The sequence below is a fragment of the Sphingobium sp. WCS2017Hpa-17 genome, from assembly GCF_031843765.1.
GTDB lineage: Bacteria > Pseudomonadota > Alphaproteobacteria > Sphingomonadales > Sphingomonadaceae > Sphingobium.
This window is the reverse complement of record NZ_JAVTIV010000001.1, coordinates 1-20,650: the sequence shown is the minus strand read 5'-3', so window position 1 is coordinate 20,650 and position 20,650 is coordinate 1. Positions and strand designations below refer to the sequence as shown.

Annotated in this window: 6 protein-coding genes; 1 reads left to right on the top strand and 5 read right to left on the bottom strand. The window is 64.9% G+C overall.

Annotated features, from left to right (window positions below):
* Nucleotides 1-8: 8 nt before the first annotated feature.
* From murF to RQH62_RS00010, 5 genes are all read right to left on the bottom strand, one after another.
* Nucleotides 9-3,092, bottom strand: a complete 3,084-nt coding sequence (murF, locus tag RQH62_RS00030; protein WP_311266706.1) for a UDP-N-acetylmuramoyl-tripeptide--D-alanyl-D-alanine ligase — start codon at nucleotides 3,090-3,092, stop codon at nucleotides 9-11.
* Nucleotides 3,089-4,279: an HlyD family efflux transporter periplasmic adaptor subunit gene (locus tag RQH62_RS00025; protein ID WP_311266705.1), complete on the bottom strand. Its 1,191-nt coding sequence runs from the start codon at nucleotides 4,277-4,279 to the stop codon at nucleotides 3,089-3,091. The genes murF and RQH62_RS00025 overlap by 4 nt, the downstream gene beginning before the upstream one ends.
* Entirely contained in the window at nucleotides 4,276-6,462 is a 2,187-nt protein-coding gene (locus RQH62_RS00020; RefSeq protein ID WP_311266704.1) for a type I secretion system permease/ATPase, read from the bottom strand. Before RQH62_RS00020 ends, RQH62_RS00025 begins: the two co-directional genes overlap by 4 nt.
* Nucleotides 6,459-7,790 (bottom strand): TolC family protein, encoded by a 1,332-nt coding sequence (locus RQH62_RS00015; RefSeq protein WP_311266703.1) that lies wholly within the window; start codon nucleotides 7,788-7,790, stop codon nucleotides 6,459-6,461. Before RQH62_RS00015 ends, RQH62_RS00020 begins: the two co-directional genes overlap by 4 nt.
* A 120-nt stretch (nucleotides 7,791-7,910) precedes the next feature.
* A complete protein-coding gene (locus tag RQH62_RS00010; protein WP_311267485.1) occupies nucleotides 7,911-16,751 on the bottom strand; it encodes a BapA/Bap/LapF family large adhesin in 8,841 nt (2,946 codons plus the stop codon).
* Between RQH62_RS00010 and RQH62_RS00005 the strand changes: the two genes are divergently transcribed.
* A partial coding sequence (locus RQH62_RS00005) for a hypothetical protein (RefSeq protein ID WP_311267533.1) occupies nucleotides 16,695-20,650 on the top strand: 3,956 nt, incomplete at its 3' end. The genes RQH62_RS00010 and RQH62_RS00005 overlap by 57 nt on opposite strands.

Below are 20,650 nucleotides of genomic sequence, written 5' to 3'. Positions count from 1 at the left end.
TCTTGCGGTCATGCGACCGAAACCATCTCCACTTCGGACATATTTTGCTCCTCTGCTGCTGCCTTCAACTGCGCGACCAGTTCATGCAGACCGCTGCCATGCGATCCCTTGATGAGGATGATGTCGCCATCCCGCGCCGTTTCCCTGAGGCAGGCGTGCAACTGGCCGATATCGCTGGCGTGGAGGCCGAGCCGTTCCGGCGACAAGTCCGCCCAGAGCGGCGCGTACAGGGTGCCGACGGCATGGACGCAGTCGATGCCCTGCTGCCGGATCAGGGGCGCCAGCGCGCGATGATAGGCGGCTGCGCCCGGCCCCAGTTCCAGCATTTCGCCCAATATCGCGATGCGCCGCCCACCGGTCCGGGCGCCGAGCAGTTCCAGCGCCGCCGCCATGGAGGCGGGATTGGCATTATAGGCCTCATCGATCAGCGCGATCCGCCGGTTGCCGATGGTCAGGACCATTTCCTCGCCACGCCCGGCCAGCGGGCGGAAATCGGTAAGTGCTGCCAGCCCCTGCCCGGCATCGAGCGACAAGGCGGAGAGGGTCGCCAGCACCGCCAGGCTGTTGAGCGCCATATGGCGGCCCGGCGCCTGCAAGCGATAGTCGAATATACCCATGGGTGTCGCCACCTGCACATGGTCGCCCTGCCGATCGACCAACCGGAAGTCAGCGTCCACGCCCTCGCCATAGCTGATGACCCGCAGGTCATGCGCCAGCGCCAGTGCGCGCACCTGCGGCAGTTCCGCCATGTCGGCATTGAGGATCGCGACGCCGCCGGGCGCCATCCCTGCGAAGATCGCACTCTTGCGCCGCGCGACGGTAGCGAGGTCGTGGTGAAATTCCAGATGCGCCGGGGCAATATTGGTGAAGACCGCGATGTCGGGCCGGGTCAGCAAAGCATTCTGCTTCATCCGGCCGATCGCCAGTTCCATCACGATATGGGGCGTATCCCACGGAATGGACGCGAGATTCCAGGCGATGCCATGCGGCAGGTTGGCGTTGAGCCGCGTCTCGCCGACATCGCCCCACGGACGGAGCGCCTGCGCCAGCATCGCGACCATGGTGGTCTTGCCCGCGCTGCCGGTCACGCCGATCAGCTTGCCGGTCATCGCCGCGCGGGCGTGCCGGCCCAGCGCCAGGATCGCCTCGTCATTGCTCGAGACCGCCAGCACCGGCAGGCCACTATTGGCGACACGCTCCGGCGCACTGGTGATGATGGCTGATGCCTGCGGTTGCAGCCGATCGATCAGGCGCGGGGGGATTCCCCGCTCCCCTGCCGTGCCGCGCATCACCACTATCTCGCCGTCGCGCAGGCTGGGGGGGAAGATGCACAGCCCCTCCGCACGCCAGTCGACCGACGGCGGCACGACCCAGCGCCCGCCGGTCGCCTGGCAGACGCTGCGCGCGGTCCAGCCGCTTTCGGCCGGCAGCGCTGCCTGTTCCGCCTGTTTCTCCAGCAGGTGCCGGCGATAGGCAATGAGGCCCGACAGATAATGTTCGACATCGTCTATCCGCACGCGAAAGGCGTGGTGACGGATGAAGAAGCTGCCGACGATCCGACGCGGGTTTGCGAAGAACATCGCCAGTTCGGGCCAGAAATGGCCGTTCAGCAGATAATGGGCGCGGGCGTGCAGCGCCCGATGGAATTTGCCGAGGTCGATCGTATCGAGCAGGTGGCGATGGTCCGGGTCGGCGGACAGGCGCGCGATCATATGCTGCGCCGCCATCATCAGTTCCAGCAGCGTCGGGAAGGTGGTGATGCGATTTTCCACGAAATCCAGATGGTCGCGGACATTGTCGAGGCCGAAGCGGAACCAGGCTTCATCCGTGCGATAACGGGTCAGTTCATTGACGCAATAGCTCAGCCAATGGTCGTGCGCCGCCGCATGGCCCGCCGCGATGAAATGGGTAAAGGCCCGCGCCACCGCGTCGATCCAGCGCGGATCGCCGGTCAGGCCGTAGAGGCGCATCAGGCCGAAGGCGGCCTCCCCATCATAATAGATGATGCGGAAATCCTGCTTCACCGCCAGCGTCGGATAGTCCAGCACATGGACGAAGCGCCCGCTGTCCGCGTCCTGCATATGGAGGATGCCCGACGCCAGTTGATCGAGCAGCGGGCGATAGCGGTCCGTCGCCATCAACTCGCTATATTTGACCAGGGCAAGCAGGCACACGGCGTTGCCGCCCAGCTTCGCCTCATTGCCGGGATCGACCAGAAAGGCGGCCTGAGTCCCGTCCGGCAGGGTCGCCGGGCGAATCAGGTCGTGCTCCAGACAGGCCAGCGCCCGCTCGATCGCGGCCAGCAGCGCGGGCGACCGCGTCACCTCCCAGCTTTCCAGCATGGCATAGGTGCTGCTGGCGTGGCGCAGGCTGTTATAGGCCGCGATCGGCCGGTCGAAACAGGGATGCCAGCCATAATGGAAGCGGCCGTCCGGCTGCACCTGCGAAGCGAGATAGGCGCTGCCATCGTCGATCAGGCGCAGCAGCAGGCCGGGGTCCAGCCGCTCCACCGTCCGCCGACCGGCATTGCGGCCCTGCTCCCGGATCGCGTGGATGACGCCATCCGCACCCATGAACAGGCCTGCCGTAGAGAAGAGCCAGATGGGCACATCATCGCGGAAGTCGATCGCTCTAATGCCATGGCGCAGCCGGGCATAGCGCAGGAAATTGCCTTCATTGATGATGGCCGTCGGATGCCCATTGCCGCCATAGAGCATGGCATTGGCGTTGATTTCCGTTTCCAGAAACGCCTGTTCCAGCCGCGCGTCCAGCGAAATGCCGAGGCGGAAATAATTGCGCTTGGTGGCATCTAGTCGCTGGCGCAGGCTGTGCCAGTCCGTCTGCTCAACCGCACGGACCCAATCGACGCGCAGCCAATCCAGCCGGTCTGCCGCCGCCCGCAGCAGCGGCAGTGCCTTGTCCCAGCAAGCGGCCGCATCCGGCGCGCTGACAGTGACGGTCTGCGCCCGCGCCGCGCCATCGGTGAAGGACAGGAACAGCACCACCGCCGGCGCGCCATCGACCGGCACCGCCGCCACTTGCCGCACCCGATCGCCGATCGCGGCCAGCCTTTCCTCCAGCGGGCGGCTCATCGTTCGCGCAGCCCTTCGCGCGCGCGGTTCAGGGGCTTGAGCAGATATTGCATCACCGTCTTGCTGCCGGTGTGGATATCCACCGTCGCGATCATGCCCGGCACGATCGGGAAACGCTTGCCCGCCTTGTTGACCACGGCGACCGACTTGGTCCGCACGAAGACGCGATAATAATAGATTTCCGGGTTCACCTCATCCTTGATCGTGTCCGGCGATATGCTCGACACCGTCCCTTCCAGCCCGCCATAAATGGCATAGTCATAGGCGGTGATCTTGACCGTCGCCCGCTGGTTGGGGTGGATGAAGGCGATGTCGCGCGGCGAAATGCGCGCTTCGATCAGCAACTGGTCGTCCAGCGGCACGATCTGCATGATCTCGCCATTGGGCGATACCACGCCACCGATGGTGGATACGTCGATGCTCTTCACCACGCCGCGTACCGGCGACCGCAGCGTCAGGCGCTTCAGCGTATCGGACCGGCCGCGCACCACCGGCGCCAGCGCCTCCACCTCCTCGCTGACCTTGGCCAGATCTTGCTGCGCCTCGACCAGATATTGCGAGCGCAGGTCGGATTTCTTGAGCGCCAGTTCGGCCTGCTGCCGCTTCAGCCGCAACACCTCGACACTGCTGGCGGCGCCCACGGCGATCAGGGATTCGCCGATCTTCACTTCCTTGCCGATAAGCGCGAGGGATTCGTCGATCAGCCGGTCGGAACTCATCAGGCTGTCCCTCCGGTCGCGATAGAGGCGCGATTCGGCTGCCTTCAATTCGGGATAGCGGTCCAGTTCGGCCGGGAAAGCGAGAGCCGTACCGCCGACTTCCGCGCGCAACCGCGCGGCGCTGGCCAGCGCCGCGCGATATTTGGCGGCGCTTTCATCGACCGTCGATCCCGCCTGGGTGGGGTCCAGTTGCGCCAGTATCTGGCCGGGCTTCACGATATCATCCTGCTTGACCATCAGCCTGGCCAATATGCCGCCCTCCAGCGACTGGATGATCTGCTCGCGGCTGGTCGGCACCACCCGCCCGCTGCCGCTGGCGACCTCGTCCAGCTTGGCGAACCAGGCCCATGTGAAGGCGACGACGAACAAAGCCGTGACCAGCCACAGCAGGCCCTTGGCGCCGGTGATGCGACCGCGCCCTTCATCGTCGAACTGCCATTCGTCATCGATGACCGCGACCCCGCTCATGCCACCCTCGCCCGGTTGGCCTGCATCGTGCGGAGCGCCGCATCCTTGGGCTGATCTAGTAATATGCCGCCATTGTCGATCACGATCACCCGGTCGACCAGTTCCAGCACCCGCATGCGGTGAGTGGCGATCACCAGTGTGCGCCCCTGCGCCCATGTCTTGAGGCCGTCGATGAAGTGGCGTTCCGATACCTCGTCCATCGCGGCGGTCGGTTCATCCAGCAGCGCGACGGTCGGATGGCGCAGCAACAGCCGCGCCAGCAGCAGCGACTGGATCTGCCCGCCCGACAGGCCGTTGCCGCCCTCCAGGATGATATGTTCCAGCCCGCTGCGCAGCCGCCGGACGAACTGGATCGCCCCGGTCATCGCCAGCATGGACAGGATTTCCTCATTGGAGACATCTGGCGCGCCCAGCGTCAGATTTTCGCGGATCGTGCCGTGGAACAGCCGGCTGTTCTGCGACAGGAAGCTAACGTCGCGGCGCAAGTCGTTCGGGTCGATATGGTGCAGCGCCAGATTGTCAATCAGCACTTCGCCCGACACCGGCTGCATCATGCCCGACAGCGCCTGCAACAGGGTCGATTTGCCGGCACCGTTGCGGCCCAGCAGCGCGATCTTCTCGCCTGCCTTGATCTCCAGTTCCGGAATGGTGAGCGCGGGCGGGCTGTTGGGATCGGCATAGCTAAACACGCCGCCATGGATCGTCATTGCGCCCGCGATCGCGTTCACCGAAATGCGATGTTCGGCGTCGGGCCGATCGACCGGCAGGCCCATAATCTGGTTCAGGCTGCCGATCGCCACGCGCGACTGCTGGAAGCGGCTGAGCAGCGACGTCACCTGCGACATGGGCGCCATCATGCGCGATCCCAGGATGGAGGAAGCGACCAGCGCGCCGGTCGTTATATCGCCCGCGATGACCATCGGCGCGCCGACGCACACGATCCCGGCATAGACGCCGTTCTGCACATTCTGCGTCCACACGGTCAGGCTGTTGGTCAGACCGCGCAGCTTCAACTGCTGCTCGCCGGCTTCGGCATTGTAGCGGTTCCATAGTTGCTGGAATCGCTCTTCGGCCTGCAGCGCCTTGATATCTTCGATCCCCTGCACCGCCTCCACCAGCATGGCGTTGCGCAGTGAGGCTTCGCGCATCGACGCGGTCGCATAGGCGCGCAGCTTGCGCTGGGCGAGCAGGCCCGGCACCAGCAGCAACACCAAAGCGGCCAGCGGCACCAGCACCAGCGGGCCGCCGATGAACCAGAGGATCACAAGGAAGATGAGGAAGAAGGGCAGGTCCGCCATCGCCGCCACGGTGGTGGAGGTCAGCAGTTCGCGCACCTGATCCAGATCGCGTAGCTGGGCGATGAAGGTGCCGGTGGAGGTCGGCCGCGCCCGGTTGCGCACGCGCAGCGCATGACCGAACACCTTGTCCGACATGCGCAAGTCGGCGCGCTTGCCCAGCACATCGACGATGTTCATGCGCAGCCGACGCAGCAGAAAATCGAAGCCGATCGCCAGCGCTACGCCCAGCACGAGGATATAGAGCGTAGGATAGGATTCCGCCGGGACCACCCGGTCATAGACCTGCATCGAGAAGATCACGCCGGACAGGCCCAGCACATTGGCGATGCAGGACGCCACCATCACATGGACATAGGACCGGCTGTCCTGATGGATGATGCGCCGCAGCCAGTTTTCATCCTGTTGGTGGATATAGGGATCGACGCGGGCATCGGGCGCCGCGCGCACCGGTCGGGCGATGACCAGCAGGGTCGCGCCGCGCGCCACATCGGCGATCGGCATATGCGCGCGCAGGCCGCCCTCGCCTGCCAGCGACAGGGTCGCCTCCCCGTCCTCGGCGATCGATGTCACCAGCGCCAGCGCGCCGTCGCTCATCCGCACGATCATCGGCAGGCGCCAGCCGGATAGCTTGTCGCGCGCGTCGGGCGTGCGGAAACGGATCGACAGGCCCAATGCACGCGCAATGCCGCGCACCTTGGCCTGCTCCCCGTCCATCCCGGCCCACAGGCCCGCCAGCTTGGCGCCCTGCTCGCTATTGGGCAGGCCATAATGGCGCGCCACCTGCTGCAACAGGTCCAGCCAGGCGTCGATGGAAGGAACGGCCGGGGCCGGACCGGGGGCCGCGCCTGCGCTGGCGACCGGCTTGATCGGCGGCATCATGTTCATAGCGTCACCCCGCGCACCACTGTTCCCGTGAGGTGAAAGGCCGCGCGGGTCCGGCCCGAATTATACAGACAATCCATCTGCAACCGCCGCAGGTCGTGGGCAGTATTGGCGGCTTCGAACCGGACCTGCTGAAACTCCTGCTCGGCATTGAGCAGGTCGACCAGCGTGCGCGTGCCCATTTCCAGATATTGCATGCGATACAGCTTTCCGGTTTCGTCCATATTGCCTTCCCGCGATGCCAGCGTCTTGAGCAGCGCGCCCAGACTGTCGATCTGCTGTTGCGCCTCTGACAGGCGCTGGGCCGTTTCGTTGCGCGCCCGGTCGGTGGCGGCATCGGCCGCCTCCAGCGCGAAGGCGGCGCCGCGCACCCGCGCCTTGGTGATGCCACCACCGAACACATTGCTGCTGACGTTGAGGCCCAGCGAATAGGCGCTGCGCCGGCTGGACAGCGGATCGGACACATCGATCGTGCTGGTACCGGCGAGGGAGATGGTGGGCATCTGCTCCGCCTTGCGCCGCTTGAGGTCCGCCATCGCCTGATCCTTCTGCGCCTCCGCCACCATGACGGCGGGCACGTCAGTCCAGTCGGGCGGCGGCTGGCGGCAGGCCGCCATCAGCCAGCCGGGCACTTCCTCATCGACCTTGGCCGGTGGCGCGGTCCGCCCCAGCAGATAGGCCAGGTTGCTGGACCAGCGGCGGCGTGCCGCCTCGATCTGCGACAGAGTGGCGATCGCGGCTTCCACACGGGCCTGCGCCTGCAAGCCATCCGACCGGGTCGCCGCGCCCTTCTCTACCCGGCTATCGACCAGATCGCTGATCGCGCGGACCCGCTCCAGCTGCTCCAGTCCGATCCGATGCAACGCCTCACCGCGCTGGACCTCGACCATCGCATAGCCGGTGTCGCGGATCAGCCCGTCCACTGCCAGCAGCATTTCCGCCTCGCCGACCCGCGTGCCCGCGCGTGCCGCATCCACGGCGCTCGACACTTTGCCGAAATCATACAGCATCTGCGAGGCATTGATTTGCGGCCGGGGGCGCCAGTCGGCGGTCAGGCGGCTGTCAACGCCGGTGGCGAGGCCGGCGCTGATCTGCGGCGAATAGCCAGCGCGGGCGACGTCCACTTCCGTGGTGCGGGCGTTGAGTTCGCCCGCCGCCTGGGTCAGCACCGGGTGCCAGGCGATCGCCTCCCGAGCGGCTTCTTCCAGCGTCACAGGATCGGCGGGGTTCGCCGCCGGTCCGGTCTGTGCATATGCGGCCGAAACAAGCAAGCCGCCGGCGAGCAATAGATAGGCTCTGCCGTTATGGAACCATGTTCCCATGCCGGTCATATCCTCATCCAGTTATGACCAGCATGGGTGCCATTGGTTACGAACATGCTAACATGATGAGATTGTTATCATGTCGATGTCGCAACGGCTTTCATCATCCTATATTCATGACAGCTTCTGTCATAGTACATGACCAGTATTAGGGTTGTGCTTTTCGATATCATCGGATGTGGACAGATATCCGAGCGGATCCTGCGGTACATCCACAGACGTCAGGTCGACACTTTCGGGGCTTGCCGCAGGGCTGGCCTCGGTCAGGTCCACCCGTTCGGGAAGCGGCTGACGGTCGAGATAGGCCGACAACACATCTTCCAGCACGCCCTGCCCTTCGAACATCTGATAGGCCAGTTCGCCCAGCACATCGTCCGAAACCGACGTATCGGTCGGGTCCGCGTCCGTCGTGGCCGGTTGGTCGGCGCCCGCTCCATCGACCGGATCGGCGGCGGAGGCCGCCGCGACCAGATCAGTCCCCGACGCGGTCGGATCATCCGTGGCCGGAGCCGCCGCATCCTCATGCGTCGCGGATAGCGCCGTTTCGGACGCCGTGGTGACCGGCTGGTGCGCCGTCGGTTCGGCCGTCAGGCTCGCCGCCTGATGCGTGTCGTCGCTGACCGCTGCTGCTTCATCCATGCGCAGGCTCGCTTCCTCGATCGACATCACCGCCGACGTCGCGCCGGAGCCGACATTGATCGTCACATCCAGCGTGGCCGTGGCCGTCACGCCATTGGGCTGGACGATCTGGTAGGTGAAGCTGTCGACCAGATTGACCGTCGAATGCGGGATCGTCGTGCTTGGCGTGTAGGTGTAGTGGCCCGTCTCATTGACGGTCAGCTTGCCATAGGTGCCCTGAATCGTCACCGCCGTCTCGCCGACCTCCACGAAGCCGCTGCCCGTCCCGACCTTCACTACCGGGAAGGCGGTGCCGGTCACATCATTGGCGAGCAGTTCGCCCTGCGTCCCGGTTACGCCCGACACCGTATATTGGTCGAAATGGGTGATGGATTCGCTGATATAGACGGTCGATCCATAGGTGCTCCCCAGCAGGTTGGTGCTGGACACCGTATAGGTATAGGTGCCGGCCGGCAGATCCTCGAACGTATGGGTGATGCCCGATCCGCCGAGCACCGTCGTCCCGGTATAGGTGCCGACCGTCACGCCTGCCGCATTCTTCACCGTGATGGTGTAGCTCGGCAGGAGTGCGGCCGCACCGGTCCGGACGACAGAGATGGTGACGTCCGACTGGCTATTGGCGGCGACGGTGAAGCTGTCATTGCCCGACCGGGTGGACAGCACCGGCGTGCTGAACGAGAATTCGACCGTCGGCGCCACCGTTTCCACGACATTCTGATACTGCACCCCTGCGGTCGCCGTATCATGGTTGGCGATCGGGGCGGCGGTGATGTCGTCGCTGCCGATCGTGATCGACAGGTTCGCCGTCTCCGTCTCGCCATCGCTCTTGTCGATCAGCGTATATTGGAACACATCCGTCTTGCCGATCGACGCGGCGGTTGGCGACGGGGTGTAGGTATAGCTGCCGTCCAGATTGATGACCAGCCGGCCGAAGGCGCCGTTCACCACCGTACCGTTCGCATTCACCGCCGTCGTCACCCCGTTGACGGTGACGCTCTGAATCACCGTCTGCGGGCTGATGATGTCGATATGGCCGTCCGGGCTGGGATCGGTGATGACGTTGCCGTGGATCTGCTGGGGCACGATGCCGCCAATGTCGGTGAAGTCCGAATCGGTGCCCGCGACATTGAGCGATCCCAGCAGGCCGACACCCAGCGTTCCGTCGAACGTGACGAAGGCGCGATATTGGCCCGGCCCCAGCGTTTCGGTGCTGACCAGATTGCCGTTGAGCAGCGTGAGTTGCAGCACCGACACGCCGGTACCACCGCCCACAGCGACCCAGGCAGACCCGTTCCACCGCTGCACCGCGACCGAATAGCCCGATAGCACACCGATGCTGAGCGTCGCGTCATAGGTGAAGACGGCATTGAGACTATGGCCGTCCGCCACGGTGAAGCCTACGCTGGGGGTCGCCAATACCTGCAAATTGACATTAAGCAGGCCGAGCGACACCAGCGCCAGATAATTGGCCGTGCCATGGTTGACCGCCGTCGATACCGGCAGCAGGTCGATGAGCGCGACCGTGCTGTTGTCGAACGCAGCGATGTCGAACGGTGCGCCGACTGCACCGGGCTGCGACTGGTTGCCGGCCGCATCGGTCTGGGTCACGGTCAGATTCTGGCCGCCCACTTGCGGGCTGGACAGGGTGATCGAGAAACGACCATCCGATCCCACCTGCCCGGTGCCGATCACCGTGCCGGTTCCGTCGCGGACCCGGACCGTCGCCCCGGCTTCACCGATGCCGGTCAGCGTCGTGCCAGCCGTATTGACCGCCAGATTGACGGGTGCGTTCGGCGCGGTGATATCCGGCGCGATCGCGCTGGTCGCGACAGACGGATTCCCGGCGCCGTCGGTCTGGATGACGCCGATCGTCTCGCCATTGGCCTGTGCCTGGGTCAGCGTCACCGAATAGGTGCCGTTGGCTGCGACCACCGCCGTGCCGATGACGACACCCGCCGCATTGGTCACGGTCACGGTTGCACCGGCTTCACCCGTCCCGGTCACCACCGCGCCGGTCGCCGACACGGCGGCCGTCGGTGCGGTGGGTGGGGTATGGTCGGGCGCGGTGACGGCAGTATTGGGCGATCCATTGCCCGCTCCGTCCGCCTGACTGACGCTCAGCCGCTCACCGTTGAGCTGCGCCGGGCTGAGTGCCGCCGTGTAGCTGCCATTGGCGGCCACGGTCGCGGTGCCCAGGATCGTGCCATCGGCCGCGCGAACAGTGATCGTCGCACCCGCTTCCCCGGTGCCCGTCACCGCCCCGCCATTGGCGGAGACGGCAGCGGTCGGTGCCACCGGTGCGGTCGTATCCGGCGCGGTGATCGGCACGGTGGGCGAGGCATTGCCCGCCGGATCGCTCTGCACCAGCGTCAGCTTTTCGCCATTGGTCTGCGGCGTGGTGAGCGTGGCGCTATAGGTGCCATTGGTCGCCACCACCGCCGTACCCAGCAGCGTGCCGGTCGCATTGGTGATGCGGATGGTCGCCCCGGCTTCGCCCGTGCCGGACACGATCGCGCCATTGCCGCTGATCGTGCCGGTCGGTGCCGCTGGCGGCGTGCTGTCCGGCGCCAATGTCGTCGCGCGCGGCGACACATTGCCGGCGGCATCCGCCTGGGTGATGCCCAGCGTCTGACCATTGGTCTGCGGCGTCGTCAGCGTCACGCTGTAGCTGCCATTGGCCGCCACCGTCGCAGTACCGATGACGGTCCCGGCCGGGTTGGTGATGCTGATCGTCGCGCCAGCCTCTCCGCTGCCGTTCACCACTGTACCATCAGCCGTGACCACACCGGACGGTGCCGCCGGCGGCGTGGTGTCGGGGGCGATCGTCGGCACGCGCGGCGACACATTGCCCGCCGCATCCGCCTGGGTGATGCCCAGAGTCTGGCCGTTGGTCTGCGGTGTCGTCAGCGCGGCGCTATAGCTGCCATTGCCCGCCACGGTCGCGGTGCCGATGACGGTCCCGGCCGGATTGGTGATGCTGATCGTCGCACCAGCCTCACCCGTGCCGGTCACCGTCGTGCCGTCGGACGTCACCGTGCCGGTCGGCGCCGCCGGGGCCGTGATGTCCGGCGCAATCGTCGGCACGCGGACCGATATATTGCCGGCACCATCCGCCTGAGTCACGCCCAGCGTCTCGCCATTCAGTTGCGGCGTCGTCAGCGTCGCGATGTAGCTGCCATTGGCGGCCACCGTCGCGGTGCCGATAACTGTCCCGGCCGGGTTGGTGATGCTGATCGTCGCACCCGCCTCACCCGTGCCAGTCACCGTCGTGCCGTCGGACGTAACCGTCCCGGTCGGCGCATCGGGCGCCGTCGTGTCGGGCGCGGTGAGCGGCACAGTCGGGGAAGCATTGCCTGCTCCATCCGTCTGCACCAGCGTCAGCGCCTGGCCATTGGTCTGCGGCGTAGTGAGGGTGACATTATAGCTGCCATTGCCCAGCACCGTCGTCGTGCCCAGCACCGTGCCGGCTGCATTGGTCACGCTGATCGTCGCACCGGCCTCGCCGGTTCCGCTGACCACTGCACCATCACCGCTGATCGTACCCGTAGGTGCGATCGGGGCGGTGATGTCGGGTGCGATCGTCGGCACGCGGACCGATATATTGCCGGCCGCATCCGCCTGAGTCACGCCCAGCGTCTCGCCATTCACCTGCGGCGTCGAAAGCGTCGCCACATAGCTGCCATTGGCGGCCACCGTCGCGGTACCGATCACGGTCCCGGCCGGGTTGGTGATGCTGATCGTCGCGCCAGCCTCACCGGTGCCCGTGACCACCGTGCCGTTGGTCGAAACCGTGCCGGTCGGCGCGTCGGGCGCGGTCGTGTCGGGCGCCGTGATCGGCACCTGCGGCGATACCAGGCCCGCCCCGTCGGTCTGCACCAGCGTCAGCTTCTCGCCATTGGTCTGTGGCGTGTCGAGCGTGACGATATAGCTGCCATTGCCTTGTACCGTCGCGGTGCCCAGCACCGTCCCAGCCGCATTGGTCACGCTGATCGTCGCACCGGCCTCGCCGGTCCCGCTGACCACCGCGCCGTCGCCGCTGATCGTGCCGGTCGGCGCGATCGGTGCCGTGATATCGGGCGCGATCAGGTCGACTTCGCCAGACGCATTGCCGGCGCCGTCGGTCTGGGTCAGGCCCAGCGTCTCGCCATTTACCTGCGGCGGCGTCAGCGTCGCGACATAGCTGCCATTGGCACCAACCGTCGCCGTGCCCAGCACCGTTCCATCGGCGGCCGTGATGCTGATCGTCGCGCCAGCCTCTCCGGTCCCGGTCACCACCGTGCCGTCGGTCGAAACCGTGCCGGTCGGCGCATCGGGCGCAGTGATGTCCGGTGCTGTGACCGGCACCTGCGGCGACACCAGTCCAGCCGGGTCGGTCTGCACCAGCGTCAGCTTCTCACCATTGATCTGCGGCGTGTCGAGCGTGACGCTATAGCTGCCATCACCCAGCACCGTTGTGCTGCCCAGCACCGTACCGGCGGCATTGGTGACGGTGATCGTCGCCCCCGCTTCGCCAGTGCCCGTCACTTCTGCGCCATCAGGCGTGACCGTGCCGGTCGGTGCAGCCGGTGCCGTGATATCCGGCGCAACCACATCGACCTCCGTCGAGGCATTGCCGGCGGCATCGGTCTGGGTCAGGCCCAGCGTCTCGCCATTCACCTGCGGCGTGGAGAGCGTCACGACATAACTGCCATTGGCGCCCACTGTCGCGGTGCCCAGCACCGTGCCGTCGGCGGCCGTGATGCTGATCGTCGCGCCAGCCTCACCCGTGCCCGTGACGGCTGTGCCGTCGGACGTGACCGTGCCGGTCGGCGCATCGGGCGGCGTGATGTCGGGCGCGGTGATCGGCACGGTCGGGGACGCATTGCCAGCCCCGTCCGTCTGTACCAGCGTCAGCGCCTGGCCATTGCCCTGTGCCGGGTCGAGCGTGACGCTATAGCTGCCGTCGCCCAGCACCGTTGTGCTGCCCAGCACCGTGCCGGCCGCGTCGGTGACGGTGATCGTCGCCCCCGCTTCGCCGGTGCCCGCTATTTCCGCGCCATCGGGCGTGATCGTGCCAATCGGTGCAGCCGGAGCCGTGACATCCGGCGCGAGCACATCGACCTCCGCCGAATCATTGCCGGCGGCGTCGGTCTGGACGATGCCCAGCGTCTGGCCGTTCAGCTGCGGCGTGGAGAGGGCGACGATATAGGCGCCATTGGCCCCCACCGTCGCCGTACCCAGCACCGTGCCATCGGCGGCGGTGATGCTGACTGTCGCGCCGGCCTCACCCGTGCCCGTCACCGCCGTACCATCGGACGTCACCGTGCCGGTCGGGGCATCGGGCGGCGTGATGTCGGGCGCGGCGATATCGACCTCGCCCGACGCATTGCCGGCCGCGTCGGTCTGCACCAGCGTCAGCGGCTCGCCATTGGTGAGCGGCGGGTCCAGCGTGACGCTGTAGTTGCCGTCATCATCGACCGTGCCGGTACCCAGGACCGTGCCAGTGGCATCGGTGACGGTGATGGTCGCTCCTGCCTCACCTGTGCCGGTCACGGCGCTGCCATCAGGTTCGACGGTGCCGGTCGGCGCGTCGGGCGCCTCCAGATCGAACGTCGCGACTGGCGTCGGATCGGACACATTGCCTGCCGCGTCGCTCTGCGTGACGCTCAGTTGCGAACCATCGGTCTGCGGCGGCGTCAGCGTCACCGCATAATGGCCCTGGCCATCTACCGTTGCCGTACCGATCAGCGTACCGCCGGCATCGCGCACCGCAATGGTCGCACCCTTCTCGCCCGATCCGGTCACGACGGCGCCGGTCAGGTCGATCTGCGCGGTCGGCGCGGCGGGGGCGGTGATGTCGGGCGCGGTCAGGATGACAGGGACGGAACTGTTGTTTTCCGCGTCGGTCTGCACCACGGCCAGCTTCTCGCCATTGGCCTGCGGTGGGTCCAGCGTGATGCTGTAATTGCCATCCTCATCGACGGTGGCCGAACCCAGCGGTCCGCCCGAAGACCCGGTCACGGTCACGGTCGCACCGATTTCACCCCTGCCCGACACCGTCTCGCCGGTTCCATCGATCACCGCCGTCACCGGATCGGGTGCATCCGAATCGTTCAGATTGGGCGCGATCACTGGCACTTCGGCGGATTCATTGCCCGCGACATCGCTCTGCACCACGGTGAGCGGCTCGCCATGCACCTGTGGCGGCACCAGCGCCGTGGTCCACTCGCCATTCTGACCCACCGTTGCGATACCGATCACCCTCCCGGTCGGGTCGGTGACGGTGATGGTGGCATCGACTTCGCCGGTACCACTCATCGACGCACCGTCGCCGGCGATGCTGGCGGTCGGCGGTTCGGGCGCCGTCAGATCCGGCGCCACGATGTCAGTCGGGTCGGACACATTGCCAGCGGCATCCGCCTGGGTCACCTCCAGCGGCTGGCTGTCGAGCTGCGGCGGCGTCAGCGTGACGCTGTAATTGCCCTGCGCATTGACGGTGGCGCTGCCCAGCAGCGTGTTGTCGGCAGCGCGCACCTCGACCGTCGATCCGGCGACGCCGGTACCGGTCACGATGCGGCCAGTATCATCGATGGTCGCGGTCGGTGCTGGCGGCGGGGTGATGTCGTCCGCCGTCACCGTCACCCCGGTCGACACATTGCCGGCCGCATCGCTCTGGGTGATGCCCAGCACTTCCCCATCCACGCGAGCCGGGCTCAGCGGGAAGATATAAGTGCCGTCATCCCCCACCACCGTCGTACCGACGATGGCACCCGAGGCATCGCGCACCGTGATGGTCGCGCCGACCTCACCCGTGCCGCTGATCGAGGCACCATCCGGCGCGATCGTTGCGGTCGGCGCATCCGGCGCCGTCAGGTCAGGCGCCACGATGTCGGTCGGGTCGGACACATTGCCGGCTGCATCGGCCTGTGTGACGGAGAGGGCCTCACCATCCACCTGCGGCGTCGTCAGGGTAATGGTGTAATTGCCCTGCGCATCGACCGTCCCGCTGCCCAGCAGCGTGCCATCAGCCGCGCGAACTTCCACCGTCGATCCGGCAACACCCGTGCCGGTGACCACCGCGCCGGTGCCATCGATCGTCGCGGTGGGGACCGGCGGCGCCGTCAGATCGGGCGCTGTAACCGGGATTTCTGGCGATTCATTGCCTGCCGTATCGCTCTGGGTGACATCCAGCACTTCGCCATCGACCCGCGCCGGGTCGAGGTCCACGACATAATTGCCGTCATCATCCACGACCGCCGTGCCGATGATCGCGCCGCTGGCATCCCGGACGGTGATCGTCGCACCAACCTCACCCGTGCCGCTGATCGAGGCACCATCCGGCGCGATCGTTGCGGTCGGCGCATCGGGCGCGGTAAGATCCGGTGCCGTCACCGATGCCGGGTCGGATATATTGCCGGCGGCATCGACCTGCGTAACGGAGAGGGATTCACCCTCGATCCGGGGTGGCGACAGGGTAACGCTGTAGCTGCCGTCAGGCCGCACCACGTCGCTGCCGATCAGATTGCCCTGGGCATCGCGCACGTCGATGACCGCGCCGGGCTCACCAGTCCCGGTAACGGCCGTACCATCCGCAGCCACCGTCGCGCCCGGTATGGCCGGTGCATCGAGATCGGGCGCGGTCAATCCGGCCGGGAGCGATTCATTGCCCGCCGCATCGCTTTGTGTCACCGTAAGCGCCTGGCCATTGGTCTGCGCCGTGTCCAGCGTGGCGCTGTAGCTGCCATCGCCCTGGATGGTCGCCGTGCCGATCAGCAAGCCGCTGGCATTATAGATGCGAATATTCGCGCCCGGTTCGCCCGTGCCGGTGACGGTCAGCCCATCCTGACCGATCGAGGCGACCGGTGCCAGAGGGGCGGTGCCGTCCGGCGCGGTCAGGAAGACCGGATCGGACACATTGCCGGCCGCATCGGCCTGGCTGACGGTCAGTTGTTGGCCGTTATTCTGGGGTGTACCCAGCGCCACCCGATAGGTGCCGTCGGTGCCGACCTGGCCCGTTCCCAGCACCGTACCCGCCGCGTCATAGACCGTGACGGTCGCACCGGGCTCACCGGTGCCGGTGACGCTGTTGGTCGATTCCAGCGTCGCATCGGGCGCATCGGGCGCTGTCAGATCGGGCGCGATCGCCACAGCCGGCGGTGATTCATTACCCGCCGCGTCGATCTGCGTGACCGTCACCGTCTCGCCATTGGCCAGCGGCGTATCCAGTTCGATGGAATAATTGCCCGTCGCATCAGCCGTCCCACTGCCGATCAGAATGCCCGCCGCGTTGCGGATATGCACCCTCGCAAAGGCCTCGGCCGTACCGGAACAGGTGGTGCCGGTCGCATCCAGCCTGGCCGTTGGCGGCGCAGGCTCATCGGTGTCTGCATCGGCATCAGCATCTGCATCTGCATCTGCATCTGCATCTGCATCAGCATCTGCATCCGCATCAGCATCTGCATCGGCATCGGCATCGGCATCGGCATCGGCATCTGCATCCGCATCTGCATCGGCATCGGCATCTGCATCGGCATCTGCATCTGCATCGGCATCGGCATCTGCATCCGCATCTGCATCCGCATCCGCATCCGCATCTGCATCTGCATCTGCATCTGCATCAGCATCTGCATCCGCATCAGCATCTGCATCCGCATCAGCATCTGCATCCGCATCTGCATCAGCATCGGCATCTGCATCGGCATCAGCATCTGCATCCGCATCCGCATCCGCATCCGCATCCGCATCCGCATCCGCATCCGCATCTGCATCTGCATCGGCATCGGCATCAGCATCGGCATCAGCATCTGCATCGGCATCGGCATCGGCATCAGCATCTGCATCGGCATCTGCATCGGCATCGGCATCGGCATCCGCATCTGCATCTGCATCAGCATCGGCATCTGCATCAGCATCTGCATCTGCATCCGCATCCGCATCAGCATCCGCATCTGCATCCGCATCCGCATCTGCATCGGCATCGGCATCGGCATCCGCATCGGCATCGGCATCGGCATCGGCATCGGCATCGGCATCGGCATCGGCATCGGCATCGGCATCGGCATCGGCATCGGCATCAGCATCAGCATCAGCATCCGCATCAGCATCAGCATCCGCATCCGTATCTGCATCTGCATCTGCATCTGCATCTGTATCAGCATCTGCATCTGCATCTGCATCGGCATCCGCATCGGCATCCGCATCAGCATCTGCATCTGCATCTGCATCTGCATCGGCATCCGCATCGGCATCCGCATCTGCATCTGCATCTGCATCTGCATCGGCATCGGCATCGGCATCGGCATCAGCATCCGCATCTGCATCAGCATCAGCATCTGCATCTGCATCTGCATCAGCATCTGCATCCGCATCAGCATCGGCATCGGCATCGGCATCGGCATCGGCATCCGCATCTGCATCAGCATCAGCATCTGCATCGGCATCAGCATCTGCATCGGCATCAGCATCTGCATCGGCATCGGCATCGGCATCGGCATCAGCATCTGCATCAGCATCTGCATCCGCATCAGCATCCGCATCTGCATCTGCATCTGCATCCGCATCGGCATCGGCATCGGCATCCGCATCGGCATCGGCATCCGCATCCGCATCGGCATCAGCATCAGCATCAGCATCCGCATCAGCATCAGCATCAGCATCAGCATCAGCATCTGCATCAGCATCAGCATCAGCATCAGCATCCGCATCTGCATCCGCATCTGCATCAGCATCAGCATCAGCATCAGCATCAGCATCAGCATCAGCATCTGCATCCGCATCGGCATCTGCATCCGCATCGGCATCCGCATCGGCATCGGCATCCGCATCCGCATCAGCATCAGCATCAGCATCAGCATCAGCATCAGCATCAGCATCAGCATCAGCATCAGCATCAGCATCAGCATCAGCATCAGCATCAGCATCAGCATCAGCATCTGCATCAGCATCTGCATCAGCATCAGCATCAGCATCAGCATCAGCATCAGCATCAGCATCAGCATCAGCATCAGCATCAGCATCAGCATCAGCATCAGCATCAGCATCTGCATCAGCATCAGCATCAGCATCAGCATCAGCATCAGCATCAGCATCAGCATCAGCATCCGCATCTGCATCAGCATCAGCATCAGCATCAGCATCAGCATCAGCATCAGCATCCGCATCTGCATCCGCATCCGCATCTGCATCTGCATCTGCATCTGCATCTGCATCCGCATCTGCATCCGCATCGGCATCGGCATCCGCATCGGCATCGGCATCCGCATCCGCATCGGCATCGGCATCCGCATCCGCATCCGCATCAGCATCGGCATCGGCATCGGCATCGGCATCCGCATCTGCATCGGCATCGGCATCCGCATCTGCATCGGCATCTGCATCTGCATCAGCATCGGCATCCGCATCGGCATCGGCATCCGCATCGGCATCCGCATCTGCATCGGCATCTGCATCGGCATCAGCATCGGCATCCGCATCGGCATCGGCATCCGCATCCGCATCGGCATCAGCATCTGCATCGGCATCAGCATCTGCATCCGCATCGGCATCCGCATCGGCATCCGCATCGGCATCCGCATCGGCATCCGCATCCGCATCTGCATCTGCATCGGCATCTGCATCTGCATCGGCATCCGCATCGGCATCGGCATCCGCATCCGCATCCGCATCAGCATCGGCATCTGCATCCGCATCCGCATCAGCATCAGCATCTGCATCTGCATCTGCATCTGCATCTGCATCTGCATCAGCATCTGCATCGGCATCTGCATCTGCATCCGCATCCGCATCTGCATCTGCATCCGCATCCGCATCCGCATCCGCATCGGCATCGGCATCGGCATCCGCATCCGCATCTGCATCCGCATCAGCATCTGCATCCGCATCCGCATCCGCATCTGCATCTGCATCAGCATCTGCATCTGCATCTGCATCGGCATCGGCATCCGCATCCGCATCCGCATCTGCATCTGCATCTGCATCTGCATCCGCATCCGCATCCGCATCCGCATCGGCATCGGCATCTGCATCCGCATCGGCATCCGCATCTGCATCTGCATCTGCATCAGCATCAGCATCAGCATCAGCATCAGCATCAGCATCAGCATCAGCATCAGCATCAGCATCGGCATCGGCATCGGCATCGGCATCGGCATCGGCATCGGCATCAGCATCTGCATCGGCATCGGCATCGGCATCTGCATCGGCATCCGCATCCGCATCCGCATCGGCATCGGCATCGGCATCTGCATCTGCATCCGCATCCGCATCTGCATCGGCATCGGCATCGGCATCCGCATCCGCATCCGCATCAGCATCAGCATCTGCATCAGCATCTGCATCCGCATCCGCATCCGCATCCGCATCCGCATCTGCATCAGCATCAGCATCAGCATCAGCATCTGCATCGGCATCCGCATCCGCATCAGCATCGGCATCGGCATCGGCATCCGCATCGGCATCGGCATCCGCATCCGCATCCGCATCTGCATCCGCATCCGCATCCGCATCTGCATCCGCATCGGCATCTGCATCCGCATCCGCATCCGCATCCGCATCTGCATCCGCATCTGCATCGGCATCAGCATCGGCATCAGCATCGGCATCGGCATCAGCATCGGCATCAGCATCGGCATCAGCATCGGCATCAGCATCAGCATCTGCATCGGCATCGGCATCGGCATCGGCATCGGCATCGGCATCTGCATCGGCATCGGCATCGGCATCGGCATCAGCATCTGCATCGGCATCCGCATCTGCATCTGCATCTGCATCAGCATCAGCATCCGCATCGGCATCAGCATCCGCATCTGCATCTGCATCTGCATCAGCATCAGCATCCGCATCGGCATCAGCATCCGCATCCGCATCTGCATCGGCATCGGCATCGGCATCGGCATCGGCATCTGCATCCGCATCTGCATCTGCATCTGCATCCGCATCTGCATCTGCATCTGCATCCGCATCCGCATCCGCATCGGCATCAGCATCTGCATCTGCATCGGCATCTGCATCGGCATCGGCATCTGCATCGGCATCCGCATCTGCATCGGCATCCGCATCCGCATCGGCATCAGCATCGGCATCGGCATCGGCATCGGCATCGGCATCCGCATCCGCATCCGCATCGGCATCAGCATCAGCATCAGCATCAGCATCAGCATCAGCATCAGCATCAGCATCAGCATCAGCATCAGCATCAGCATCAGCATCAGCATCAGCATCAGCATCAGCATCAGCATCAGCATCAGCATCAG